18 protein-coding genes and 1 pseudogene are annotated in these 24,833 nt (G+C 74.0%); 11 read left to right on the forward strand and 8 right to left on the reverse strand.

Annotated elements, in window-relative coordinates; translation table 11 throughout:
• Positions 1–1,055, forward strand: a pseudogene (locus RBH18_RS06420) (hypothetical protein); the annotation flags it as partial.
• Positions 1,056–1,313: 258 nt separating this feature from the next.
• On the opposite strand, the gene RBH18_RS06425 reads toward RBH18_RS06420, so the two are convergent.
• Complete coding sequence (locus RBH18_RS06425) at positions 1,314–2,327, reverse strand: fatty acid desaturase family protein (RefSeq protein WP_306205018.1); 1,014 nt, start codon at positions 2,325–2,327, stop codon at positions 1,314–1,316.
• A gap of 109 nt (positions 2,328–2,436) precedes the next feature.
• Between RBH18_RS06425 and RBH18_RS06430 the strand changes: the two genes are divergently transcribed.
• The 5 genes from RBH18_RS06430 to RBH18_RS06450 all read left to right on the forward strand — a co-directional run bounded on the left by RBH18_RS06430 (position 2,437) and on the right by RBH18_RS06450 (position 9,765).
• A complete protein-coding gene (locus RBH18_RS06430) occupies positions 2,437–3,723 on the forward strand; it encodes a sensor histidine kinase (RefSeq protein ID WP_306205019.1) in 1,287 nt (428 codons plus the stop codon).
• A complete protein-coding gene (locus tag RBH18_RS06435; protein WP_306205020.1) occupies positions 3,675–4,310 on the forward strand; it encodes a response regulator transcription factor in 636 nt (211 codons plus the stop codon). The genes RBH18_RS06430 and RBH18_RS06435 overlap by 49 nt, the downstream gene beginning before the upstream one ends.
• A gap of 129 nt (positions 4,311–4,439) precedes the next feature.
• A complete protein-coding gene (locus tag RBH18_RS06440) occupies positions 4,440–5,195 on the forward strand; it encodes an LLM class F420-dependent oxidoreductase (protein ID WP_306205021.1) in 756 nt (251 codons plus the stop codon).
• A gap of 57 nt (positions 5,196–5,252) precedes the next feature.
• Positions 5,253–6,212, forward strand: a complete 960-nt coding sequence (ligD, locus tag RBH18_RS06445; protein WP_306205022.1) for a non-homologous end-joining DNA ligase — start codon at positions 5,253–5,255, stop codon at positions 6,210–6,212.
• 109 nt (positions 6,213–6,321) lie between these two features.
• On the forward strand, positions 6,322–9,765 hold the full coding sequence (locus RBH18_RS06450) for a S8 family serine peptidase (RefSeq protein WP_306205023.1): 3,444 nt from the start codon (positions 6,322–6,324) through the stop codon (positions 9,763–9,765).
• Here RBH18_RS06450 and RBH18_RS06455 read toward each other — a convergent pair.
• Complete coding sequence (locus RBH18_RS06455) at positions 9,731–10,747, reverse strand: helix-turn-helix domain-containing protein (RefSeq protein WP_306205024.1); 1,017 nt, start codon at positions 10,745–10,747, stop codon at positions 9,731–9,733. The two genes, RBH18_RS06450 and RBH18_RS06455, sit on opposite strands and share 35 nt — an antisense overlap.
• A gap of 409 nt (positions 10,748–11,156) precedes the next feature.
• On the opposite strand from RBH18_RS06455, the gene RBH18_RS06460 reads away from it, so the two are divergent.
• The gene (locus tag RBH18_RS06460) at positions 11,157–11,957 is read left to right on the forward strand and encodes a hypothetical protein (protein ID WP_306205025.1); all 801 of its coding nucleotides are present in this window, start codon (positions 11,157–11,159) and stop codon (positions 11,955–11,957) included.
• A gap of 114 nt (positions 11,958–12,071) precedes the next feature.
• Here the strand turns inward: RBH18_RS06460 and RBH18_RS06465 are convergent, their stop codons facing one another.
• Entirely contained in the window at positions 12,072–13,013 is a 942-nt protein-coding gene (locus RBH18_RS06465) for an NADP-dependent oxidoreductase (RefSeq protein WP_306205026.1), read from the reverse strand.
• 88 nt (positions 13,014–13,101) lie between these two features.
• Between RBH18_RS06465 and RBH18_RS06470 the strand changes: the two genes are divergently transcribed.
• The gene (locus tag RBH18_RS06470) at positions 13,102–13,680 is read left to right on the forward strand and encodes a TetR/AcrR family transcriptional regulator (RefSeq protein ID WP_306205027.1); all 579 of its coding nucleotides are present in this window, start codon (positions 13,102–13,104) and stop codon (positions 13,678–13,680) included.
• The gene (locus tag RBH18_RS06475; RefSeq protein WP_306205028.1) at positions 13,677–14,495 is read left to right on the forward strand and encodes a hypothetical protein; all 819 of its coding nucleotides are present in this window, start codon (positions 13,677–13,679) and stop codon (positions 14,493–14,495) included. Before RBH18_RS06470 ends, RBH18_RS06475 begins: the two co-directional genes overlap by 4 nt.
• 248 nt (positions 14,496–14,743) lie before the next feature.
• Here RBH18_RS06475 and RBH18_RS06480 read toward each other — a convergent pair whose 3' ends face one another.
• Entirely contained in the window at positions 14,744–15,427 is a 684-nt protein-coding gene (locus tag RBH18_RS06480) for a carbonic anhydrase (RefSeq protein WP_306205029.1), read from the reverse strand.
• Between the two features lie 92 nt (positions 15,428–15,519).
• On the reverse strand, positions 15,520–17,616 hold the full coding sequence (locus RBH18_RS06485) for an MMPL family transporter (protein ID WP_306205030.1): 2,097 nt from the start codon (positions 17,614–17,616) through the stop codon (positions 15,520–15,522).
• A 387-nt stretch (positions 17,617–18,003) separates the two neighbouring features.
• Here RBH18_RS06485 and RBH18_RS06490 point away from each other — a divergent pair, with 387 nt between their 5' ends.
• On the forward strand, positions 18,004–18,570 hold the full coding sequence (locus tag RBH18_RS06490; RefSeq protein ID WP_306205031.1) for a hypothetical protein: 567 nt from the start codon (positions 18,004–18,006) through the stop codon (positions 18,568–18,570).
• 37 nt (positions 18,571–18,607) lie between these two features.
• On the opposite strand, the gene RBH18_RS06495 is transcribed toward RBH18_RS06490, so the two are convergent.
• The 3 genes from RBH18_RS06495 to RBH18_RS06505 all read right to left on the reverse strand — a co-directional run bounded on the left by RBH18_RS06495 (position 18,608) and on the right by RBH18_RS06505 (position 21,946).
• Entirely contained in the window at positions 18,608–19,300 is a 693-nt protein-coding gene (locus RBH18_RS06495; protein ID WP_306205032.1) for a hypothetical protein, read from the reverse strand.
• Positions 19,301–19,462: 162 nt separating this feature from the next.
• Positions 19,463–21,217 (reverse strand): peroxidase family protein, encoded by a 1,755-nt coding sequence (locus RBH18_RS06500; RefSeq protein ID WP_306205033.1) that lies wholly within the window; start codon positions 21,215–21,217, stop codon positions 19,463–19,465.
• Between the two features lie 177 nt (positions 21,218–21,394).
• Complete coding sequence (locus RBH18_RS06505) at positions 21,395–21,946, reverse strand: hypothetical protein (RefSeq protein ID WP_306205034.1); 552 nt, start codon at positions 21,944–21,946, stop codon at positions 21,395–21,397.
• Positions 21,947–22,038: 92 nt separating this feature from the next.
• Here RBH18_RS06505 and RBH18_RS06510 point away from each other — a divergent pair, with 92 nt between their 5' ends.
• Entirely contained in the window at positions 22,039–24,798 is a 2,760-nt protein-coding gene (locus RBH18_RS06510; protein WP_306205096.1) for an AfsR/SARP family transcriptional regulator, read from the forward strand.
• Positions 24,799–24,833: the final 35 nt, after the last annotated feature.

Below are 24,833 nucleotides of genomic sequence, written 5' to 3' on the forward strand. Positions count from 1 at the left end.
TGGCGGCCTGGGTCGAGTGGGAGGAGCTCCCGGCCGCGGGTCCGTGGCCGTGGGCCTCCTCGCTCCTGGGCCACGCGGCCACCCCGCTGCGGGCCCGGATGGGCACGGTGGACGGGCTGCGCGTCGTCGCCGGGGAGATCGTCTGGTCGGGCGACGCGCTGCCCCGCCTCACCGAGCAGGAGGGCACCGGCGTCTTCGCGGCGGTGCGCCTGCCCCGCACGCTGCCCCGGGTGGCGGTGCTGCGCCGCAACCACCCGAGCGGCAAGAAGTTCGAGGACCGCTTCGACATCGTGGGCGAGCCGAGGCTGATCGACGACGTCCTCCGCCACGTCCACTTCGAGGAGACCGTGCCCCCGTGGTCGATGGGCGGCGACGAACTCGTCCTCGTCCTCCGCATCAAGGAGCCGATCCGCCCGAGACACATCCGCGACGCCGCCCAGCGCGCCGCCTGGGTCGCCCAGCTCCTGCTCCTCAACGACTCCCGCCTGCGCCTCCCCGAAGCGCCCGGCCCCCCGTCCCACCGGCCGCACTCGCCCACCCCGCAGCCGCCGCGCCCGCCGGCCGGCGCGGGCACCTCGAGGCCGCCGGCCGCCGCGAGCACCCCGGGCCCGCCGGCCGCCGCGAGCACCCCGGGACCGCCGGCCGGCGCGGGCGCCTCGGGACCGCCGGCCGCCGCGAGCACCCCGGGCCCGCCGACCGGCGCGAGCACCCCGGGACCGCCGGGTCTGCCGACCAGCGGGAGCATCTCGGGAGGCTGGCCGGCCGGCGCGGGCACTCCTGGGCTACAGAGCCGGTGGCCGGATGCGGACGTCTCGGCGTCGCGGAGCCGGGCCACCGATGCGGGCACGCCCGAGTGGCACAGCCTCTTCGCCGGACCGGGCACACCGGACCCGACAGCTCCGGCCGCCGGCCCGACCGACCCGACCGCTGATCCGGGCGCCGGTCCGATCGCCGGCCCGGGTGCCGACTCGGGCGCCGGAACGGATGCAACGAGCAGAGACGGGACAACGCCGCCCCTGCGGCGCCAAGCCCCGCCCGAGCACGACGATCGCTGAGGCGAGCCGGATGAGCAAGCCGACCGCCAAGCCCGGCCCAGGCGGTGAGCCCGATCGGCGACGGCAGCGGTGCGGAGTTCGCGCTGGGTGGATCGTCTGGGGCTGCTGGGGCTGTCGTGCCGGGTCACCCGTCACGCGCCGGTGACTCCGGCGCCCCACGCCAAGGGCCGGGCGGCGCCGGTGGGAGGCGGGTGACTGAGTGCCACGCGCGCCCCCGGCGCCGCGGGCGGTGTGAGGGGGAGCGAGAGCCGCGGCGGGTCAGCGGCGGAGGTCGGCGCCCACGGCGTGGAGGTGGCGCAGGGCGGTGGCGTAGGACTCGGCCAGGCCGGTTTCTTCGTAGGGCACCCCGATCTCGTCGCAGTAGGCGCGGACGATGGGCTGGGCGCGGCGCAGGTGGGGGGTGGGCATGGACGGGAAGAGGTGGTGTTCGATCTGGTAGTTGAGGCCGCCCAGGGCGATGTCGGTCAGTCGCCCGCCGCAGACGTTGCGGCTGGTGAGGACCTGTTTGCGGAGGAAGTCCTCGGTGCCGGTCGGGTGCGGCATGCCCTTGTGGTTCGGGGCGAAGGTCAGGCCGAGGTACACCCCGAAGAGTCCCTGGTGGACCGCGAAGAACACCAGCGCCTGCAGCGGCGTCAGCACCAGCAGCAGGGCCGCGGCGTAGGCGGCGAGGTGCGCGCCCAGCAGCAGACTCTCGCGGGTGCGGTGCTTGATCGGGCCGGTGAGCAGGGCCCGGATGCTGTCCTTGCGGAGGCTCAGGCCGAGCAGCGTCAGCAACGGGAAGAACAGCCAGGCCTGGTTCCTGGTCAGCCAGCGGTCGAAGCGGCCGCGGCGGGCCCGGGCGGCCTCGGGCGACCAGACCAGCACGGCCGGCGCGACGTCCGGGTCGAGGTCGTCGTGGTTGGGGTTGGCGTGGTGCTTGGTGTGCTTGTCCGTCCAGTAGCCGTAGCTCATGCCGATCGCCAGGTTCGCGGCGATCATGCCCGCCCGGCCGCTCGCCCCGGCGCGGCGGAACACCTGGCGGTGGGCCAGGTCGTGGGCCACCAGCGCCACCTGGGCGTACGCGACGGCGAGCACCACGGCGACGGCCGCACTCCACCAGGTGGCGCCGGCGAGCGCGAAGGCCGTCCAGCCGCCGCCGAGCAGCAGGGCCACGAGACTGAGCCGGATCGTGTAGTAGCCGGGCCTGCGGTGCAGCAGGCCGGCCCGGTTGATGCGCCGGGCCAGTTCGGCGAAGTCGCTGCCGGCCGTACGGGGCAGGGTGGAAGTTGTCATGCCCTTGACGGTCCCGTGCCCGGGGCCGCGCGTCAGGAGTGCGAGGTCCCCGCGGAGAGGGGTGCCAGCACTACCGACCGGGGGCGGGTTCACCCCCCACAATGGCGGCATGGAAACGCGGTCGTGGGTGACGGACGGGGTGCGGGCCGTCGGGTTCGGGGCGCTCGGGATCCTGCTGTCGGTGCTGAACTTCCCGCTGCTGGTGCTCTGGGTGCTGGCGCTGGCGCTGACCCCGGTCGCCGGGGTCGGGATGGTGGCGCTGCCGTTCATGACGTGGGCCGTGCGCGGCCGCGCGAACCTGGCCCGCCGGCTCGCCGCGCGCAGTGGCGTGCCGATCGCCGAGCCGTACGCTCCCCGCCCGCAGAAGTCGCTGCCCGGCGGCTGGCGGCGGTACAAGTGGATCCTCACCGACCCGGCCACCTGGCGTGACCTCGCGTGGCTGATCCCGGGTGCGGTCTCCGGGCTGGTGCTCGGCATCGTCGGACTGGCGCTGCCCCTCTACGGCATCGAGGGGATCACGCTGCTGCCGCTCTGGCTCTACCTGGGCGTCGACTGGTACGGCTACGGGCTCTTCTGGCCGATCCAGTCCTTCAGCGAGGGGCTGCTCTCCCTGCCCCAGGGCGTCGTGATCCTGGCGCTCGGCATCGCCGCGGCGCCGTGGCTGCGGTGGACCGATGCCCACTTCGCCCGGTTGTTCCTGGCGCCGACGCGGGCCGCCGAGCTGCGGCTGCGGGTGGCGCAGCTGACCGAGACGCGGGCCGGCACGGTCGACGCGCAGGCCGCCGAGCTGCGGCGGATCGAGCGGGATCTGCACGACGGCGCCCAGGCCCGGCTGGTGTCGCTGGGCATGACCATCGGCCTGGCCGAGGAGCTGCTCGAACGCGACCCGGCCGCGGCCCGCAAGCTGCTCGGCGAGGCGCGCGAGACGAGCGGTGACGCGCTGACCGAGCTGCGGCATCTCGTCCGCGGCATCCACCCGCCCGTCCTGGCCGAGCGCGGGCTCGACGGGGCCGTCCGCGCGCTCGCGATGAGCCTGCCGCTGCGGGTCGGGGTGGACATCGATCTGCCCGGACGGCCGGAGACGCCGGTCGAGTCGGCGGCCTACTTCGTGGTGGCCGAGGCGCTGACCAATGTGGTCCGGCACAGCGGCGCGCATACCGCGGCGGTCACGTTGCGCCACGCCGACGACCGGCTGCTCATGGTGGTGCTCGACGACGGCCGCGGCGGCGCGGACGCCTCCGGGGGCACCGGGCTGCGCGGCATCGAACGCCGTCTCGCCGCCTTCGATGGCACGATGACGCTGTCCTCCCCGCCGGGCGGGCCGACTGTCGTGACTCTGGAGCTGCCGTGCGTGTTGTCATCGCCGAGGACCTCGCCCTCCTCCGGGACGGCCTGACCCGCATCCTGGAGGCCTTCGACTGCGAGGTGGCCGAGGCGGTCGACAACGGGCCCGCGCTGCTCCCGGCCCTGCTGCGCCACCGCCCGGACGTGGCGGTCGTGGACGTACGCCTGCCGCCGACCTTCACCGACGAGGGCCTGCAGGCCGCGATCGCCGCGCGCGCCGAGCTGCCCGGCCTGCCGGTGCTGGTCCTCTCCCAGCACGTCGAGCCGCTCTACGCCCGCGAGCTGCTCACCGACGCGCGCGGCGGCGTGGGCTATCTGCTCAAGGACCGGGTCGCCAACGTGAGCCAGTTCATCGACGCGGTCCGCCGGGTCGCGGGCGGCGGCACGGCCATGGACCCCGAGGTGGTGTCGCAGCTGCTGGCCCGCCGCGAGCCGCTGGCCGCCCTGACCGTACGCGAGAAGGAGGTCCTGGGGCAGATGGCCGAGGGCCGCTCCAACGCGGCCATCGCGGCCAAGCTCTTCGTCACGGAAAAGGCGGTGAGCAAGCACATCAACAACATCTTCACCAAGCTCGCCATGCCCCCGTCCGACGACGACAACCGGCGGGTGCTTGCGGTGCTCGCCTTTCTCCATGCATGACCATAAAGATTTTGTACGCGTGCCCCCTGCGCCGCGAAGCCCGGGGCCGGAGCATCGGGACGGGCGCGATCCCGCCGGTGGTCCGGCCGCGTGCACGCGACTCCAGGAGACGTCCGGGAAAGGTGACCCATGCGCATCGCGGTCCAGATCGCTCAGGAACGAGCCGATTACCCGGCCATCCGGGAGGCGGCCCGCGCGGCGGACGCCCTCGGCGCCGACGCCATCGTCAACTGGGACCATTTCTTTCCGCTCGGCAAGGACCGGGACGACAAGCACTTCGAGGCGTGGACGATGCTCGGCGCCTGGGCGGAGTCGACGATCCGGGCCGAGATCGGCACGATGGTCAGCTGCGTCTCCTACCGCAATCCCGATCTGCTCGCCGACATGGCCCGCACGGTCGACCACATCAGCGGCGGCCGGCTCGTTCTGGGGCTGGGCGCGGGATTCCGGGCGTGGGAGGCGGAGGAGTACGGATACGCGTTCGGGTCGCCGGCAGAACGCGTACGCGAGCTGGGTGAGGCCTTGCGTCGCATCGAGCACCGGCTCACCGTCCTGAATCCGCCGCCCACCCGCAAGATTCCGATCCTGGTGGCGGCCGACGGGCCGCAAGCGCTCCGGCTCGTGGCCCGGCACGCCGACATCTGGCACACCTTCGCGGAGGGGGAGCAGCTCGGCGCCAAGAGCCGGGAGCTCGACGGATACTGCCGCGACCTGGGCCGCGACCCGGCCGCCATCACCCGCTCGACCTTCGTGCGCGGCGACCCGGAAACGGTCGGTCCCGAGCTCGTGAAGCACGGCGTCGGCATGGCCACCGTCATCACCTCCGGCCCCGATTACGACCTGACCGAGCTCCGCCGCTGGCTGGAATGGCGCGACGCGACCTGAGAAGGAACGGTGCGCGAAGGCGCGCGGCGCCGGGGCCGAGCCGTTACGTTGGTGGTCATGGCCTCGAAGACGCCCGCGGTGGAGCTGGAGGCGGGGGAGCACTCGGTGCGGATCTCCAACCCGGACCGGGTCTATTTTCCCGAGCTCGGCCTCACCAAGCTGGACCTGGCGAAGTACTACCTCTCGGTGGGCGACGGCATCGTGCGCGCGCTGCGGGAGCGCCCGTGCATGCTGCACCGCTTCCCGGACGGGCTGGCCGGCGAGAAGGTGCATCAGAAGCGGGTTCCGAATGGTGCTCCGGCGTGGCTGGAAACCGTGCGGGTGACGTTTCCGCGCTATAACCGGCACGCCGACGAGTTGTGCGTGACGGGGCTGGGGGAGGTGGTCTGGGCGGTGCAGATGTCGACCGTCGAGTTCCACCCGTGGAATTCGCGGCGGGCGGACGTCGAGCGGCCCGACGAATGGCGGATCGATCTCGACCCGATGCCGGAGTGCGGCTTCGACACCGTACGCCGCACCGCGCACGTGACCCGCGAAGTGCTCGGCGAGCTGGGCATCACGGGCTTTCCGAAGACGTCGGGCGGGCGCGGGATGCACGTCTATGTGCGCATCCGCCCGGAGTGGGGCTTCGGCGACGTACGCCGGGCTGCTCTGGCCTTTGCCCGTGAGGTCGAGAGGCGGGCGCCCGGGGAGGTGACGACGACGTGGTGGCGCAAGGACCGGGATCCGAAGGCGCTGTTCGTCGACTACAACCAGAACGCGCGGGACCACACGATCGCCAGTGCCTATTCGGTGCGCGGCAACCAGCGGGGAACCGTGTCGGCGCCGATCCGCTGGGACGAGATCGACGACGCCGAGCCGGACGACTTCACGCTGCTCACCATGCCCGCACGGTTCGCGGCGCTGGGCGATCTGCACGCGGCGATCGACGACACCGCGTACGACCTGGGCCCGCTGCTGGAATGGGCGGAGCGCGACGAGCGCGCCGGTCTGGAGGGGCCCGCCGCCCCCGACTGAGCCGTGTCCACATCGCGCCATGGCTACTTGTGACCAGCGAGACGAAACATGGATGTCAATTCGGGGACCCCATGATGCGTGGCAGTGAACCACGCATGAAGGAGTCCCTATGCTCGGCCGACTGCTAGCCGGCGTCCTGATCGGCGCCGCCGCGATACCGGCTCCCGCCGTCGCGGGCCCCCTCGATGCCGCACCGGCGACAGGCAAGGATGTCGCGCCGGCGACCGACAAGCCCGCCCCGGCCGGGACGATCACTCTGGTCACCGGCGACCAGGTGCGCGTGACGCCCGCGGGCGGGAAGGCCGCCGTCGCGGTCACCCCGGCGCCGGGGCGGGAGCGGATCACGTTCCACACCTTCGAGGGCGACGGCGGCCTGCGGGTCGTCCCGGCCGACGCCATCCCGCTGCTCCAGGCCGGCCGCGTCGACGCCGAGCTGTTCGACGTCGAGCACCTGCTGGCCGAGGGCTACGGCGACGCGGACTCCGCCACGCTGCCGCTGATCGTCAGGAGCGCGAGCGCGACGGCCCGTACGGGCGGTCTCGGGTTCACGCCGGTCGAGCCCGCGAAGACCGAGCTGGCCGCCTGGTGGCAGCGGGAGGGCACGGCCCGCAGCACGGGCCGGACGATCTATCTCGACGGCAAGGTCCGGGCCGTCCTCGACCGCAGCACCGCCCAGATCGGCGCCCCCACCGCCTGGCAGCAGGGGCTCGACGGGCGCGGCGTCAAGGTGGCCGTCCTCGACACCGGTGTCGACGCGACGCACCCCGACCTGGCCGGGAAGATCGCCGAGGCGGCCAACTTCAGCACGAGCCCGGACACCGTGGACCGCTTCGGCCACGGCACGCACGTCGCGGCGACCGTGGCGGGCACCGGCGCCGCGTCGAACAGCTCGCGCAAGGGCGTCGCGTACGGTGCCGACCTGCTGATCGGCAAGGTGCTCGGCGACGACGGCTACGGCCAGGAGTCCGAGATCATCGCGGGCATGCAGTGGGCCGTGGCCGCGGGCGCCAAGGTCGTCAACATGAGCCTGGGCGGCGGCGCCACCGACGGCCTCGACCCCATGAGCCTCGCGGTCGACGAGCTCAGCGAGTCGAGCGGCGCCCTCTTCGTCGTCGCCGCCGGCAACGACGGGGGCGAGTCCACCGTCGGTACGCCCGGAGCCGCCGCCGACGCCCTGACGGTCGGCGCGGTGGACCGCGACGACAAGCTCGCCGAGTTCTCCAGCCGCGGCCCCCGCCTCGGCGACATGGGCCTCAAGCCGGAGATCACCGCCCCGGGCGTCGACATCGTGGCCGCGCGCGCCAAGGACACCGCGATGGGCACCGTGGTCGACGACTACTACACCGCCGCGTCCGGCACCTCGATGGCCACGCCGCACGTCGCCGGGGCCGCCGCGATCCTGGCCCAGCAGCACCCGGACTGGTCCGGCCCGCAGCTCAAGGAGGCGCTGGTCAGCACGGCGAAGACCGGTTCGGACGTCACCGTCTACGGCCAGGGCGCCGGCCGCACCGATCTGGCCCGGGCGACCACCCAGAAGGTCGTCGGGACCGGAATCCTCGACTTCCGGGAGCAGCCGGCCGAGCCGAAGACGATCACCTACCGGAACTACGGCAGCACGCCGGTCGGCCTGAGCCTGGCCGTCCCGGCCAAGGTCAAGATCAGCGCCACGAAGGTGACCGTCCCCGCCAACGGCACGGCGACCGTCACGGCCACCGTGGACACCACCACGCCCGGCCAGGTCAGCGGCTGGATCACCGCGACCGCCGCCGGCGTCAGCGTCACCACGGCCGTCGGCGCGGTCGTCAACGGCCCGATCCACCGGCTGACGGTCAAGGCGATCGGCCCCGACGGCAAGCCGGCCCTGGTCCCGGCGCTCGAGCTGCGCGGCGACGACAGCCGCTTCGACACGCTCACCTCGCAGGGCGGGCAGGCCACGTACGAGCTGCAGGAAGGCTCCTACATCGTCGACGCGACCCTGGAGAGCTCGACCTCGCGGCCGCAGGACGAGCAGGCGTGGTTCGTCGCGCTGCCCGAGGTGAAGGTCACCGGCGACATGACCGTCGTCCTCGACGCGCGCAAGACCAAGCCGATCGTGATCAAAACGCCGAAGCCGTCCGAGCAGCGGGCGGTCCTCAACTATTACTACTACCGGGAGACCGCCACGGGCCGGAAGCTCTCGCACGGCGTCATGCACTTCAGCGCGGTCGAGAAGGTGAACGTCGCCGCGACGAAGAAGGTGACCGAGGGGACGTTCGAGTTCTCCTCGCGCTGGCAGCTCGTCGCGCCGCTGGTCCGCACGAACCAGGCGATCGACGCGAACCTGCTCGGCCTGTCGCCGTACTTCGACGGCACGCGGCACTACCCGCTCGTGAAGTGGGGGACGAAGAACGTCCGGGGCAAGGCCGTGGTCGTCTCGGGCAGCTGGGAGCAGGACGAGAGCGAGCAGGTACGCGCGGCGGCCGAGGCGGGCGCGGCGGCGGTGCTGCTGATCCGGCCGGCGGACTTCACCACGTGGACCGTCTTCGACCCCACGATCGAGGAGCGGCTGCCGATCGTCACGCTGGTGCTCAAGTACGACGAGGGGCAGCGGCTGCTCACGAAGCTGTCGTCCACGCTCGACCTGACCCTCACCCCGTCGAGCCCGTACCTCTACGACGTGCTGCAGGTCTCCTCGGGCAGCATCCCCGACCAGATCGTCTACCAGGTGACGACCGCGAACAGCGCACGGATCACGACGACGTACGCCGACAACGGCGGCTTCGACTGGGTGCGCGAGCAGCGGTACGGCTGGCGCCCGTGGCAGGACTACACGCTCGACGAGTCCCGGCCGGTCCGGACGCCGTCGACGCGCGAGGAATGGGTGACCACCGGCGACACGACGTGGCAGCACCAGGTGCACGACGCGTACCCGCTGATGATGCTCGGCGGCGCGCTGCAGGGCGGCTTCTACGACGAGCCGCGCCGCTTCCGGGCGGGGACGTCGCGTGAGTCGTGGGCGGCTCCCGTCGTACGTCCGGCCGACCTCGGCTCCACGCGCACCGGTGACGTGCTCAACCTCAGCGTCGGGATGTTCGTGGACGGCAGCGGCCACGTGCAGGCGGCGAAGCCGTCCGACACCGTGTCGGCGACCCTGGCCCGCAACGGTACGACGATCGCCGAGCTGCCCACCGGCACGGCGGACGTGACGACCACTCCCGGGCAGGCGAGCTACCGGCTGACCGTGACCACGGCGCGGGGCGGGGACGACTGGGCGTTCGGGACCCGTACCGAATCGGTGTGGGGCTTCTCCTCCGCCCAGGGCAAGCAACCGCACCTGCTCGGGATCGGCTACGAGCCGGGCCCGCTCGGCGTCACGCTGAAGCCGACCGCCAAGCTGGCCTCGCTCAAGGTCGAGTTCTCGGCCGACGGCGGCGCGAAATGGCGGCAGGCGGCGGTCGTCGGCACCACCGCGCTCGTCACGCCGGGCCGGACGCCCGTGTCGCTGCGGGTCACCGCCCGGGACACCGGCGGCAACACGCTCACCCAGACGGTGATCGACGCCTGGGGACGCTGACAGGCCCGAGGTCCGCCGGGGTGGTGAGCCAGCCCCGGCGGGCCGCCTGGAACGCCAGGCCGGTCCGGGTGTCCACCCCGGCCAGGTCCATCAGCCGGTCGATGCGCCGCTGCACGGTGCGCTTGCTCACGCCGAGGTGCGTGGCGATCGACTTGTCCGGCATCCCCGACACGAAGAGCGACAGCAGCAGCACCTCCGACTCCCGCAGGTCCGAACGCGGCGAGCCGTCGGTGGTCAGCGGCGTCGCCCGCTCCCAGTAGCTCTCGAAGAGCGCCACCAGCGCGTCGAGCAGCTCGCTCGACCGGATCAGCGCCGCGGTCGGCTCGCCCACGCCGCGCGACTCGTCCGGCACGAGCGGGCAGATCGCCAGGGACCGGTCGGCGATCGCCAGCCGGACGGGCAGCACGGGCAGCGTGCGCGACTCCTCGCCCGCCGCCACCGACTCGAGGATGCTGTCCAGCTCGCCGGGCCGCTCGAGCAGCTCCCGCTCGTAGATGGCGCGATAGCGCACGCCGCGGGCCAGGGCCGAGCCCTCCTCCGCGTTCTCCGGGCCGGCCATGGCGAGCGGGTTCGCGCGGCAGAACCACAGGATCTCCTCGCGCGCCGAGTCCTGCATCTCCCGGATCCGCTGCCGCAGCGCCTTGGCGCCCACCACGAGCTCGACCAGGTGCTCCGCGTCCCGCCGGCGCGCGTGCGCCCGATAGTCCTCGCTCAGCGCGGCGACCACCTGCCGCGCGTTCTCCAACTCCTGCTGCCGCCGCAGGAGCGAGTCCCCGAGCGCCACGTCGGGCGGCAGCGGGTGGAACACCGGCCCGGGACCGGCCAGGCCCTTGACGCGCAACGCCTCGAGGACGGTCGCGGCCTCGCCGGGCGGCATCGCGTCGTGCGCGGACAGCTCCTCCGCGCCGGCCGCCCCGAGCCGCACGAGCAGGCGGTACGCATGCTGCTCCGCCGGCGACAGCACGCCCAGATCAACGTCCATGCGGCCCACTGTACGAAGCCCCGGCGCTCATATCACATGCGAATTCATCGATCAAGCGGCCGGCGGCCGGGCGGATGTTCCCCCGAACGGGGTACTCGTCCCGCTTCGCCCGGCGCGGGATGGTCCAGGTCAGGGCCACTTTCCGGGCCTGGCCGGGTGCGCCGCGCGGGTGGCCGCGGCCTGGGGGCGGTGCCAGCATGTGTCAATGCGCCCCGACCCCCGCGAGACCTCGCCCGAGCCGCCGTCCTGGTTCGCGCCCGACGCGCCGGTGGCCGGCGAGCCGCCGCCGAGCTGGCCCATCCCCGGCGCGCCCATGTCCCCGGCCGCTCCTGCCGCTGTGTCTCCAGCCGCTCCTGCCGCTGTGCCGTCGGCCCCTCCTGCGGCTGTGTCCCCGGTTACTCCCGCCGCTGTGTTCCCGGCCGGCGGCGGGCGGGTGCGGCCGGCTGCGGGGTCGCGGGCGGCGGCGATCCGCGGGGTGGCCGCGGCGACGGGCGGCCGCCGGGTCTTCGCGGGCGAGCTGCCCGCCCGGCCCCAGCAGCGCCGCATCTCGGAATGGTCGGCGGCCCGCTGCGACGAGGTCGCCGGCGACGTGGCCCGGGGCGGCCTGTGGCGCTTCACCGAGGTGGTCGCCGACGTGCTCTACCCGGGACTCGGCACCGCGGTGGCCGCCGCGCAGCGGGTCACCAAGTGGGGCCCGGAGCTGCTCGGCCTCAACGACGACCGCGGCGCCGACGTCAAGGTCGGGCTGGTCGGCTCGGACAACCTGGGCCTCTGGGTGCTCTTCCGCACCCGCCTCGGCCAGTCCGACCTCGGCCCGCGCCCGCCCTGGTGCACGGACCTGCCCGTCGGCCCGGTGGGCACGCTCGGCGGCGAGGGCGTACGCCGCGACTCCACCGTCATCTCCGGCGTCGAGGACGTCAAGCCCGCCGACGTGGCCGGCCTGCTCCTGGTCCCGCCCGCGGCCGGCGCCGACACCCGCCTGCTCGCCCGCGTCGACGTCGGCCGCCGTGCCGGCATCGTCGCCGTGGACTCCGGCGACGGCTCCTGGCAGCGGCGCCTGTTCTTCACCGTGGTGCACCCGCCTCGCCGCGAGGACGGCCATCACGAGCGCTACCGGGTGGTGTGCCCGACCTGCGGGCGGCGGCGGCTCGCGCAGTTCCGCGGCTTCGACGTCTGCTCCGACTGCGGCTGGCTTTCTCTGGCCGGCTGAGCGTTCGTCGGCCGGCTCTTCCTGGCCGGCTGAGTGTTCGTCGGCCGGCTCTTCCTGGCCGGCTGAGCGTTCCTCGGCCGGCTCTTCGTCGCCGGCTGCGGTTTCGCCGGCGGGCTAGAGGTCGATGACGACCTTGCCGTGCACGTGCCGCCCGGCCTGGAGCTCGACCGCGTCCCGGATCCGCTCGACCGGGAAGCTCGCCGCGATGGGCACCCGCAGCCGTCCCGCCGCTATTAGCCGCGCGATCTCCTCGAGGGCGCCGGGAGCCGCGTTCGCGCCGTTCGCCGGGGTGATCCCGGCGATCTGCGTGGCGATGGTCGTGATGCGCCCGTCCGGGACACCGAGCTCCCGTGCCGCCTGCGCCGTCTCCGTGCCGTGCAGGTCCATGGCCGCGGTGACGCCGCCGGGAGCCAGGGCCCGGACCCGGCCGGCCAGGCCGTCGCCGTAGGTGACCGGCTCGGCCCCGAGGGCGCGCAGGGCCGCGGCCGACGCCGCCGATCCGGTCCCGAGCACCCGCGCGCCCGCGAGCCGGGCGAGCTGCACGGCGAACACGCCGACCCCGCCTCCCGCCCCGCCGACGAGCAGCGTGTCGCCCGGGCCGGGTGCGACGACGGCGAGCGCGGCCGACGCGGTGGATCCCGCGATGGCGAGGCCGGCGGCGGTGCGGTCGTCGACGCCGTCGGGGGTGTGGTGCGCGTCGCCGCCCACCGCGATGGTGCCCGCCACGTCGATCACCACGTGGTCGGCGACCGTGCGGGAGAGGGCGCCGCCGAACACCCGGTCGCCGGGCGCGAACCCGGTCACCCCGGCGCCGGCCTGGTCCACGACGCCGGCGTAGTCGGTGCCGAACCCGCACGGCAGGCTCAGGCCGAAGCGGGCGGCGGTCGCGGCGTCGGAGGTCATGAACCAGTCCATCGGGTTCAGGCCGGCGGCGGTGACGCGTACGCGGATCTGCCCCGGGCCGGCCTGCGGCGCGGGCACCTCGCGGAGGATCAGCATCTCCGGGCCGCCGAACGACTCGAACTGGACCGCGCGGCTGGTGGTGGTCTGGTGCATGGGCACGTGTCTCCTCGGCGAAACGCTCTGGCGCAGGAAATGGACTATGCTCCGTTTCCGTGGGCCACCGTAACACAGAAACCGGAGCGTGATCCGTTTGTCGGCAGCAGAGCCCCGCGAGCAGCGTGCGGACGCCACCCGCAACCGCAACCAGCTCCTCGAGGTCGCGACCCGCGTGTTCGTGTCCGCCGAGACCGAGCCCTCGATGCGCGCGATCGCCCGCGAGGCCGGAGTGGGCATCGCCACGCTCTACCGGCACTTCCCGACCCGCGAGTCCCTCGTCGACGCGGTCTACCGCGACCAGGTCACCCGGCTCACCGACGGCGCCCGAGAGCTGCTCGCCGAGCTGCCCCCGCCCGCGGCGCTGCGCCGCTGGGCGGAACTCTTCGGAGACTGGATCGCGACCAAGAGCGGCATGCTCGACACCCTGCTCGCCATGATCGAATCGGGCGAGATCGCCCACGCCGAGACCCAGGCCGCGCTGCTCGCGGCCATCGACGCCCTCCTCGACGCCGGCCGTACGACGGGAGAACTCCGCCCCGACGTCACCGCCGAGGACATCGCCGCCGCCCTCATCGGCATCGTCACCGTCGCCCACCCCCGCACCCACGCCGCCCGGGCCGCCCGCCTCCTCGACCTCCTACTGGACGGCCTCCGAACCCGATGATCCGCGACCTCGTCACCCCCTTCGCCGGCCTCGACCCCGATCAACCCGGCGACCGCCTCGTCTCTCAATGGCGTGACAAGGTCGTCGGCCCACACGCCGCACTCTTCCGCTCGGTGGAGGCGTGGATCGACCCGGCCGATGCCGGAGAGGCCCTGCCCGGGCTGGTGGCCCGGCGCGAGGAACTGCTCAGCCGGGCGCCGCGCGCCCGCGATGCCGTACGCAAGGCTCACGAGCTGCTGAGGCGCCTGCTCCCGGACGCCGGACCGGTCGACGCGGTGGTCCTCGCCGGGCTCGGCAAGGCGAACGGCTGGGCGACCCGCGTGGACGACGTACCCACGCTCTTCCTGGCCGTCGAGCATCTGCCCGGGCCGGGGTTCGATGTCGTGCTGGCCCTGCACGAGCTGCTGCACGTGGAGCACCTCCGGCGGGCCGCACGCGACTGGCCCCCGGACGGGTTCGCCGCCGACCTCTTCCGGGAAGGGCTGGCAGTCCACGTCACCACGCGTCTGCTGCCCGACATCGATGCGAGTGGTCATTTGTGGTTCGCTCCGGGCTACCACGAGTGGCTCGCACGATGCCGGCAGCAGGAACCGGCGCTGCGGCGGCGGGCGGCGGCCGAGCTGGGCCGGGAGGAGGTCGCACGCGAGTGGTTCGCCGGCGGCCCCGACGGGCGTGGCGAGCTGCCGGGCCGTTGCGGCTACTGGCTGGGCCGGGGCCTGGTCGGCGAACTGATGGCGGACACCTCCTTGGAAACCGCATTGCACTGGTCCCTGGCGGAGGTGTCGTCGAAGCTCCGCCGTCTCCTGGCGTCCTGACTGCCCGACCCGGACGCGGCGCGCCCCGAGCGGCGCGCCCCGGACGCGGCCCGCCCCGAGCGGCCCGCCCCGAGCGGCCCGCCCCGAGCGGCCCGCCCCGGACGCGGTGCGCCACGGACGCGGCCCGCCCCGGACGCGGTGCGCCACAAGCGGTGCACCGCGTGGCCGTGGCAGGCGTCGGCCAGATGCGCGCCGCCTCGTCGGCGGGGTCGCGCGGGGACTGCCGAGACGGCGAACCGGCGCCCCGGTCAGACCAGGGTGACGGCTCCCGTGTCGAGGTCGTAGCGGGCGCCCACGACGCGCAGGGTGCCCGCGCGGACGTGGGTGGCGATCGGCTCGCTGCGGTGCAGGAGGGCGTTCACCTGCGCCCGGATGTTGGCGCGGACGGCGTTGTCGACGACGTCGCCCGGGTGGTGCAGGACCGGCTCGACGATCGGGCGCAGGGCGTCGACGATCGTGCCGATGTGGCCCGGGGCGGCGGCGCCGGTCTCGATGGCGTCGATGGTGGCGTTGATCGCGCCGCAGCGTTCGTGGCCGAGGACCACGATGAGCGGGGTGCCGAACTCCTCGACCGCGAACTCGGTGCTGCCCAGGAGCAGGTCGTCCACGATGTTGCCGGCGACGCGGTTGTCGAAGATGTCGCCGAGGCCCTGGTCGAAGAGGACCTCCGGGGACACCCGGGAGTCCGCGCAGCCGACGGTGATCGCGAACGGGTGCTGGCCGGCGGCGAGCTCGTGCAGGTCGGCGAGGGTCTGGTGGGGGTGCCGGGCGTGCCCGGTGACGAAACGGTGGTTGCCCGCGAGGAGCCGGTCGAGGGCGGCGCGAGGCGTGACGGCCTCGGGGTCCGCGGCCGCTGCGGGTGACGCGCCGAGGAGCAGACCGGCGCCGGCGGCACCGCCGGCGAGGAGCAGGGAGCGACGGGAGGGGTGCACGACGGTCTCCTTGAGAGAGAGGGATGGCCGTCGATCTGTGTAGCAGACCCGGGCACGGGCCGCGCGACCGAATCGGCCGCGCGGCCCGTGGGTCACACCGCCGGATCCAGGTCGCGGCCCGTCGGCGCCGGGGACACCGGCACCGGGGACTCCGGGCGCCGGGCGAGCCTGCTGGGCCACCACATCACCCGGCCCAGGTCGAGGGTCAGGGCGGTGACCAGCACCGAGCGTACGATCAAGGTGTCGAGCAGCACGCCGAAGGCCACCGCGAAGCCGATCTCGGCGAAGGCCACCAGGGGCAGGCTGCCCAGCGCCGCGAAGGTGCCGGCGAGGACGATGCCCGCCGACGTGATCACGCCGCCGGTCGCCCCGAGGCCGATGAGGGCGCCCCGGCGGGTGCCGTGCTTCTGGGCCTCCTCGCGTACCCGGGTCATCAGGAAAATGTTGTAGTCGATGCCCAGGGCGACCAGGAACACGAAGACATAGAGCGGGAACGACGTGTCCTCGCCCGCGAAGTCGAAGACGTACCGGAACACCAGGGCGCTCACGCCCAGCGCCGCCGCGAAGGACAGCACGACCGTGGCGATCAGCAGCAGCGGCGCGACGATCGCGCGCAGGAGCAGGCCGAGGATCACCAGGACCACCAGCAGTACGAGCGGAATGATCAGCCGGTTGTCGTGCGAGTTGCTGGTGTTGATGTCGAGCGTCATGGCCGTCATGCCGCCGACCTGCGCGTCGCCGATCGGGTGCACGGCGTCGCGGACGCGCTCGACGGTGGCCATGGCCTCGTCGCTGTCCGGGGCGGAGGCGAGCACCGCCTCGTACATGACGAGGTCGCCGTTGGTCACGGGCTGCCCGACCTCGCTGATGCCGGGTGTGGCGGCGACCGCCTCGCGGATCTGCGCGCTCTGGCCGCTCGCGCCGATGACGACCAGCGGCTGCCCCTGACCGGCCGGGAAGTGCCGGGCGAGCGCCTCCTCGCCGGTGACCGACGACGGCGTGTTGACGAACTGCTCGGCCTGCGGCAGCCCGTCGGCCTTCAGCTGGAACAGCCCCAGCGACATCGCGCCGAGCGCGAGGGCGGTGACGATCCACACGGTACGTGGCCGGCGCGCGATCCGCGTCCCGAGGCGCGCCCAGAGGCCCGTCGCCGTCGGTTCCGGGGTGCCCTCGCGCGGCCGGATCGGCCAGAAGATCCACCGGCCGAAGATCACGAGCAGCGCCGGCAGCAGCGTGATCATCGCGAGCAGCCCGACGACGATGCCGAGCGCGGCGACCGGCCCGAGCCCGCTGGTCGAGTTGACCTCGGCGAGGACCAGGCAGGACATGCCGATCGCGACGGTGGCGGCGCTGGCGATGACGGCGGGGCCGGCCCGGTGCAGGGCGAGGGCCATCGCCTCGTGCCGGTCGTGGTGGCGCCGCAACTCCTCGCGATAGCGCGCCACGAGCAGCAGCGCGTAGTCGGTCCCGGCGCCGAAGACGAGCACGGTCAGGATGCCGGCGCTCTGGGCGTTGACGACCAGGCCCGCGTACTCGGCGAGCAGGTAGATCACCGCCTGTGCCGTGATCAGGGCCACGCCCGCGGAGACGATGGGCAACAGCCACAACACCGGGCTCCGGTACGTGATCAGCAGGATGATCGTCACGATCGCGAGCGTGGTGTAGAGCAGCGTGCCGTCGATGCCCTCGAACGCCTCGGCGCTGTCCGCGGCGGTCGCCACCGGGCCGGCGAGGTGCATGTCCAGCCCCTCGGTGCCCGTACCCGCGGCGGCCTTGATGTCGTCGGCGACGTCGGCGAGCTTCTCCCAGCCGTCCTCGTCGAACTTGACCGGCACGATGATCTGCAGCGCCCTGCCGTCCTGCGCCGGCACCGGCCCGGTCACCTGGCCCTCGACGCCCGGCACCCGCTGCAGCCGCGCGACGGCCTCCTTCGCGGCGGCCTGGTCCGCGGGCGTGATCGCCGACCCGCTCTCGTAGACGACCACCGCGGGCGCGACGTCGTCCGGCCCGAAGCGCGCCTGCAGGTCCGCGACCTGCGTCGCCTCGGCCTCCCCGGGCAACCACGCCTCGTTGTCGTTGCTCTGGACCCCGGTGAGCTTCCCGGCCAGCGGCCCGGCGATCGCCAGCACCACCACCCACAACCCCAGGACGACCCACTTGGTCCACCGTCCACACACCAGCCAAGCCATGACGCGCTCCCCCGAGCTAGTCCGAAGGGGCCGAGCCTAGGGGCGGCACGTGTCCGTTCCTGGCCGGAAACCGACAGCTCAGGGGTAATTCAGGGGCGTTGATCTCCGACTCGCCCCGATCATCGCCGGGCGTTCCCCCGAACGGCCGATGCCCCCCTCACGACCCGCCCCGCCGATCGCGGCGCGGGTCTCCCACCGCGCGGCTGGGGGCCGGGCCGGCGCAGCGCCGCTGGGATCGGCCCGGCGCACCTCTCGCGCCGCTGGGGTGAGGGCCGGCGCACGTCTCGCGCCGCTGGGATCGGGCCGGCGCAGGTCTCGCGCCGCGCCTCGGGGGCTGGGTCCGGTGCGGGCGGTCGTGGCCGGCGGGGCAGGACCTATGCTGCGGCCATGGGCAGCAGCTATCAGACCGTGCTGGCGACCGGCGAGCTCGGCGACGTCCGCGCGGCCGTCACGGCATCGGGCGGCGAGGCGGTGGTCCGGGCCGTCGCCGCCGGGCGCTGGGCGGTGGTCCCGCGCCCGCAGGAGGGGTACGCCGACACGGCCGCCCTGGCCCGCCTCCTGACCCGGGCCCCGGACGCCGTGGCCGCGACCTTCGACGTGATCGACTCGGACCTCCTGGTCGCCGGCGTCTTCCGCGCCGGCCGGTCGGTGCACGACTACCTGAGCGAGCAGTCGATCGTCGAGGAAGGCTGGGACGAGAACGACAACGAGATCCTCTTCGACGGGCTGGGCCGCACCTACCCGCCGGGCGCCACCGTGCCGTCCGGCCCCTACGGAGCGGACGCCGCGGTCTTCGCGCCCCTGGCCGCCGCCCCGGTCGACGAGGCGAAACTGACCGCCGTCCTGGCCGCCACGGATCTGCGCGGCGAGGACCGCCATCACCAGCTGCTGCACCTGCTGGCCGTCGACCCCGCGCCGCTGCAGATGTCCTACGAGGAGGCGCTCGCCCTGTGACGGGGGCCGGCTCCCGGCTCCGTCACGGCATCGCGCCTCAGCCGACGCGCTTGAGGGTGGTGCCGACGAGCTTCTGCCAGTCGGCGGAGAACTGGGGGTTGGCGCTGGCGTCGGACTTGCCCAGGCGGTAGATCGCGTACTGGTCGACGAGGACGACGTTGGCGCGGCTCAGGACGGCGACGGCGGTGTCCGCGGTGGCGGGGTGGGCCTTGTCGTACTGGCGGTTGCGGGTGGTGACGAAGCCGAGCCAGGCGTCCTGCTCGAGGCTGGAGGTGGCCGCCGTCTCGGTGAAGGCGGGCTCCTCGCGGTCGCCGGTCTTGGCGGGGCGCTGCGCGCTGGCCGGGCAGGCGTCGGCGACGGCACGCAGGGTGGCCACGGCGGTGGTGGCGCTGACCTCGTCCTCGTAGACGAGGCCGTACTGGGTCAGGCTCTGCACGCCCTGGGTGCCCTCGTCGGACAGCGGTGCGGCGACCACCTGCGGGCTGCCCGGGATGCCGGCCGGGGCGGTGTCGGCGCCGCAGATGCTGACCAGCTGGTTGGGGGCCGCGGACTCCTGCGGGGCCGCCCAGGTGGGGCCGATGTCGGCGGCCTTGAGCAGGGCGTTGCGGACGGTGTCGACGCTCACCGTGGTGTCGGGCGCCGGGGGGTCGTCGTCCGACGAGCAGCCCGCGAAGGCGGCGACGGCGACGATGGCGACAGCGCTGCGGATGATCCGACCTGACTCGAGCACCCGGCCATGATGGCAGACCCCGGGCCCGCACCCCCAAAGACCTTCCGAGGGTACGCGCCCCACTACGACGAGTAGATGCCGGCGGGCCGGAAGCGCCGTTGCTCCCGGCCCGCCGGACGACCGGCCGCGGGCGGCCCGGAAGCGCTCCGGGCCGCCGGACGGCTAGCTCTGCGCGGTCGCGTTCGCGGTCGCCGGGTCGGGCACGGCCGCGGACGCGGGGTCGGCCGCGGGCGCCGGGTCCGGCACGGCGGGCGCCTCGTCGCCGAGCGGCGCCAGCAGCTCCTTGCGCCCCTCGAACGCGGTCAGCAGCAGGTCGACCATCCGGAACGTCCGGTCGTCCGGCCCGAGCGACGGCCGCCAGCCCGGCTCGCGCACGATGGAGATGCGGCTGCCCTCCATCGCCCGGTGGAACACCTCGGCCACGATCCGGCCGCCCACCCCGGTCATCCGGCCGCCGTTGAGCTCGGCCTCGCGCAGCACGTAGAACCACAGCGGCGTACGCTCCGCGAACGCGGTCTTCTCCTCGTCGGTCAGCGCGTCGAGGACGGCCCCGCGGTCGCCGCCCAGGATCTGCTCGCGGGTCAGCGGCTCGAGCCCCAGGAACTTGGCGAACTGCTGGCCGCTCGCCAGGTTGACCATGTTGGCGCGCACGAGGTTGCGGAAGGCCAGGTTGAGCTGGATCGGCGGCGGGTTGGTGCCGACGCCCCCGAAGGAGCCCTTCGGCAGGGTCGACAGCGGGTTGACCAGCAGGGTGTCGATCCGCTGGGCGTTGTTGACGCCGGCCGGCGGGGCGAGGTCGGCCCGGCCCGCCTCCGCGAAGTCGTACATCCGGCGCCAGTCCACCGCCCAGTTGGTGGGCAGCCGCTCGAACAGGCCGGTCTCCGGGTCGGACGGGTCCGGCCCGAACGGATCGAAGTTGCCCGACGTGCCGCTGAAGGTGAACAGCAGCGCCAGCGTCCCGGCCCGCCCGGCGAAGATGCGGTTCCAGTCGTACGCGGCCCGGACCATGCTGTGCCCCAGCCTGTACGCCGCCACGGAGAACTCGATCGGCATGGTGGGCGTGTCCCCGGACTTGCTGTGCTGGTACGGCCCCGAGTCGTTGCCGCTGTAGGGGATCTCGAAGAACTTCCGCCCGGTCGTGAACACATCCTCCACGATCGCGGGATCCACGAGCCGGGGCAGGAAGTCGGTGCGCAGCATCCACTGGTAGTGCCGCACCACGAGCCCGCGCGCCCGGCGGAACAGGATCTGCCCCGGCACGCCCTGGTCGGCCAGCCGGTCGACGACGGCGTTGTGGAACCGGATGAACGCCAGGTGCGTCTGCGCCACGACCAGGTTCTCGTCGTTACGGGCGTCGGGGATCAGCGCCCGCTGCCGCTCCGCCTTGGTCGAGCCCTGGGTGACGCGCGGCAGGTCGTACCCGTTGAGGTTGATGTTGGTCCCGGCCCCGTCGATCGCCGCGGTGATCCCGACGCGCAGCTTGAGCTTGTCCGGCGCGTAGAACCGGTCGTCGTCGGCGTCCTCCGGCCCCCGCCCGTAGAGCGAGTCGAGGTCGAGCGCGGGCGACCGCCCCTGCAGCAGCTCGCTGACCGTCACCCGGTCGCCGAGCGCGGCCGCCGTGTTGTCGAGGGTCAGGTCGTGGTCGACGAACTGCCCGAGATAGGTGAACCCGGCCGGCACCGGCGGATCCGCCACGGGCTGCACCGGCGGCGTCCCGGTCGGCGCCGCGGTCATCGCCGTTGCGACCTTCTCCAGCAGGCCCGGATCGACGGCCTCCCCCTTGGGCCCCACCCGGGAGAACCGGAACTTCCGCAGCGACGCCTCGGTCGACGGGCGCTCGCAGATGCCGGTCTTCCCGTCCGTGGTCAGGATCCCCTCACCGACCACGTAGTAGTTCTCGCGCTTGTGCCGCTTCAAGGTGCGCACCTTCCCGCCGTGAATTGACGCCGCCCGCCCGGCGCCGCGGGCGGGCGGCTGGACGCGTCCCCCTCGGTCGCGTCCACACAGGAAGATGGCCGCGGCCACCCGGGAGATACGAGGCCCGGTGTCGGCAAGCCGACCCGGGCCGCGATCACGCCTCCGGTGCTCCGGCCGTCAGCTCCACGTGGTCGTCCAGCAGCAGTTGGGCGCCTGCTGGGTCTTGTAGTGGTACCTCGAGTCGGGGCCCCAGACCGCGATCGCCAGCGTGCCGCCGCTGTTGACCTGGGTCCAGACGCCTGGCTTGCTGGTGCTGATCACGCCGCTCAGGCTGTACCAGCTGCTCCATCCGCTGTTCGGGGCCGTCTGGTAGATGTGGATGGCGTCGTTGTTGCCGGAGCGGTGTGCGAAGACCTCCAGCCGGCCGTCGGCGTTGGCGGCGCCGCTGATGCCGCCGGTCACCGCCGGGCTCCCCAGGCCCAGCCAGCCTGTCCAGGTGCCGTTGACCGTCCGCTCGTAGCGGTGCTCGACCCGGCCGCTCTCCACCCGGAACTCCTCGTCCCGGCCGTCCTTGTTGGTCAGCCGGATCGTCACCGCCGGCGGCGTGTAGGCCTGGATACTGACGCCCCCGTCGGCGGTGCCGGGATCGGCCTGGGCCGGCCCCGCAAGAAGCGAGCCGGAGACCGTCAGGATCGCGCCGGCCAGCACTGCACTCATCAGTTTTCTCATGCGCCGAGCATGCGGCGCGGCCGCATATTCTGCGCATAGCAGATACCTTCGTCGATGGGTCGCCGGGGTCTGGGGGAGACGTGCGGGTGGCGATGCTGGGAGAGCTCACGGTGCACGGGCCGGGTGGCCGGATCGCGCTCGGTGCCGGCAAGCAGCGGACGGCGCTGGCGTTGCTGCTGGTCCGGGCCGGCACGGTGGTGCCCGACGACGATCTGGTGGACGAGCTGTGGCCCGACCGTCCGCCCGCGTCGGCGGCGGCGAATCTGCGGCAGTACGCCGCCAATCTGCGCCGCGTCCTGCCGCCGGGGCTGACCATCGCCCGGACCGGCCCCGGCTACCGGCTCGACGTGCCGCCGGAAGTGCTCGACGTGCGCTGGTTCCGGGAACGGATGACCGCCGCACGCGCCTCGGCCCGCGAGGGTGTCCTGGACGCCGCGCTCGCCGCCTACGACGACGCGCTGGCGGTCTGGCGGGGTCCGGCGCTCGCGGACGTGTCCGGAGGCCCGGTCCTCACGGCGTGGCGGGTGGCGCTGCACGAGGAACGGCTCGGCGCCCTCGACGACCGCACCGAGGCCCTGCTGGCCGCCGGCGTCTACGACCGGGCCGCGATGGAGACCACCGCGCTGCTGGCGGAGGAGCCGCTGCGCGAGCGGACGCATGCCCAGCTGATGCGCGCCCGGTACGGGTCCGGGGACACGAGCGGAGCGCTGACCGCCTATCGGGACGCCCGCGACGCCCTCGCCCGGGAGCTCGGCGTGGAGCCCGGCGAGGAGCTGCGTCGCCTGCAGCGTGCCGTGCTCGACCGCGACGCCGGCGCCCTGCTGCCCCGGCTCGGCGCGGGCCGGGACGACGCGGTGCCCCGCCAGCTGCCGGCCGGCCTCGCCGGCTTCCGGGGCCGGAGCCGGCAGCTGGCGTTCCTCGACGGGTTGCTGGACCGGACCCGGCAGCCGACCGGGCCGGTCGTCGCCGCCCTCTTCGGCACGGCCGGGGCGGGCAAGACCACCCTCGCCCTGCACTGGGCGCACCGGGCCCGCGACCGCTTCCCGGACGGCCAGCTCCACCTGGACCTGCGCGGGTACGAGCCGCACGCCGGCCCGCTGGACGTGGCGGACGGCCTCCGGTCCCTGCTGACCGCGGTGGGTGTCCCGCCGCAGCGGATGCCGGTCGACGTGGACGGGCGCTCGGCACTGCTGCGGACGGTCCTCTCCGGCCGCCGGGTCCTGCTGTTGCTCGACAACGCCCGGGACGCGGGCCAGGTGCGCCCATTGCTGCCCGGCACGCCGGGAAGCCTGGTCCTGATCACCAGCCGGCCCGCCCTGGCCCCGCTGGTGGTCGCGGGCGCCCATCCCGTCCGCGTGGGTCCCGTGAGCACCGCCGAGGCGACGGAGCTGATCGAGGCCCGGCTCGGCGCGGATCGGGTGGCCGCCGAGCCGGCCGCGGTCGGCGAGATCGTGGCGAGCTGCGCGAACCTGCCGCTCGCCCTGGCCGTTGTCGCCGCCCGGGCCGCGATCCGGCCGGAGCTGGGATTGAGCGCGCTGGCGACGGAGTTGCGCGGCAGTCCGGGCGCGCTGGCGACGGACGGTTCGGGCGAGCTGAGCGCTGCCTTCTCTTGGTCGTACCGGCAGGTCAGTGGGGCGGCTGCCCGGCTGTTCCGGCTGCTGGGCCTGCATCCGGTGGCGGAGTTCGGGCTGCTCGCCGCCGCGAGCGCAGCCGGCCTGCCCGTGGCCGACACGGCGCGGCTGATCGGGGAGCTGCGGGATGCGGAACTGCTCAGCGAACCCGCGCCGGGCCGGTACGCGGCCCACGACCTGCTCCGGGTGTACGCGTACGGCCTCGCACACCAGCACGACAGCGCCGCCGACCGGGCCGGGGCGATCGGCCGGCTGCTGGACCACTACCTGCTCACGGCCTACGCGGCGGCGCTGGTGATCAATCCGGTCCGGGCGCCGCTGCGTCCGCCGCCCGCATCGCCGGTCGCCGGGGTGACAGTCGCCGCGCCGGCCACGCTGGCGGAGGCCTCGGCCTGGTTCGAGCGGGAGTTGCCGGCGCTGCTCGCCGCGGCCGCGATCGCCGCGGCCACGGGCCGGGACCGGCACACCTGGCAGCTGCCCTGGTCTCTGACCGAGTTCCTCGACCGGCGCGGTCACTGGGAGGACGCTGTCACCTGCTTCCGGGCCGCGATCGGGGCCGCGCATCGGCTCGGCGACCACGCGGCCGAGGCCGAGTCGCTGCGCTGCCTGGCGCGGGCTCAGCGCGGCCTGGGCGATCCGGAGGCGTACGCGAGCTTCGGCCGGGCGACCCGGCTCTTCGAGGAGCTCGGTGACCTGCCCGGAGCGGCTCGCACCCAGCTCGGCCGGGCCCTGACGTACCAGTACGCCGGCGACTTCCGCTCGGCGGTCCGCGATGCCGCGGAGAGCCTCGAGCGCTACCGTTCCGTCGGGCACCAGGCCGGCATCGGCGCGTCGCTCAACGCGCTCGGCTTCTACCGGGCCCAGCTCGGTGAGTACGAGGAGGCGCGGCGGTTGTGTGCCGAGGCGCTCACCCACTGCACCGCCGCCGGGTACCGCTCCGGGATGGCCGCCGCGCTCGACAGCCGGGGCCACATCGAGCAGCTCTGCGGCCGGCACGAGGAGGCCCTGCGGTACCGGGAACGATCGCTCGTGCTCTTCCGGGAGATCGGCGACCGCTGGCACGAGGCGGACGTTCTCACGTGCGTCGGCGACAACCACCGCGCCCTCGGCCGCCCCGCAGCAGCGGCCCGGGCCTGGCGGGAGGCCTTCGAGATCTTCCGCGACCTGCGCCATCCGGACGCGGACAAGGTTGCCGCCCGGCTGGATGAGTTCGACGGCTAGCGGCGGCCGAGCCTGGCGGGGACGGGCGACCGGCG

The organism is Actinoplanes oryzae (genome assembly GCF_030757795.1).
Classification (GTDB): domain Bacteria; phylum Actinomycetota; class Actinomycetes; order Mycobacteriales; family Micromonosporaceae; genus Actinoplanes.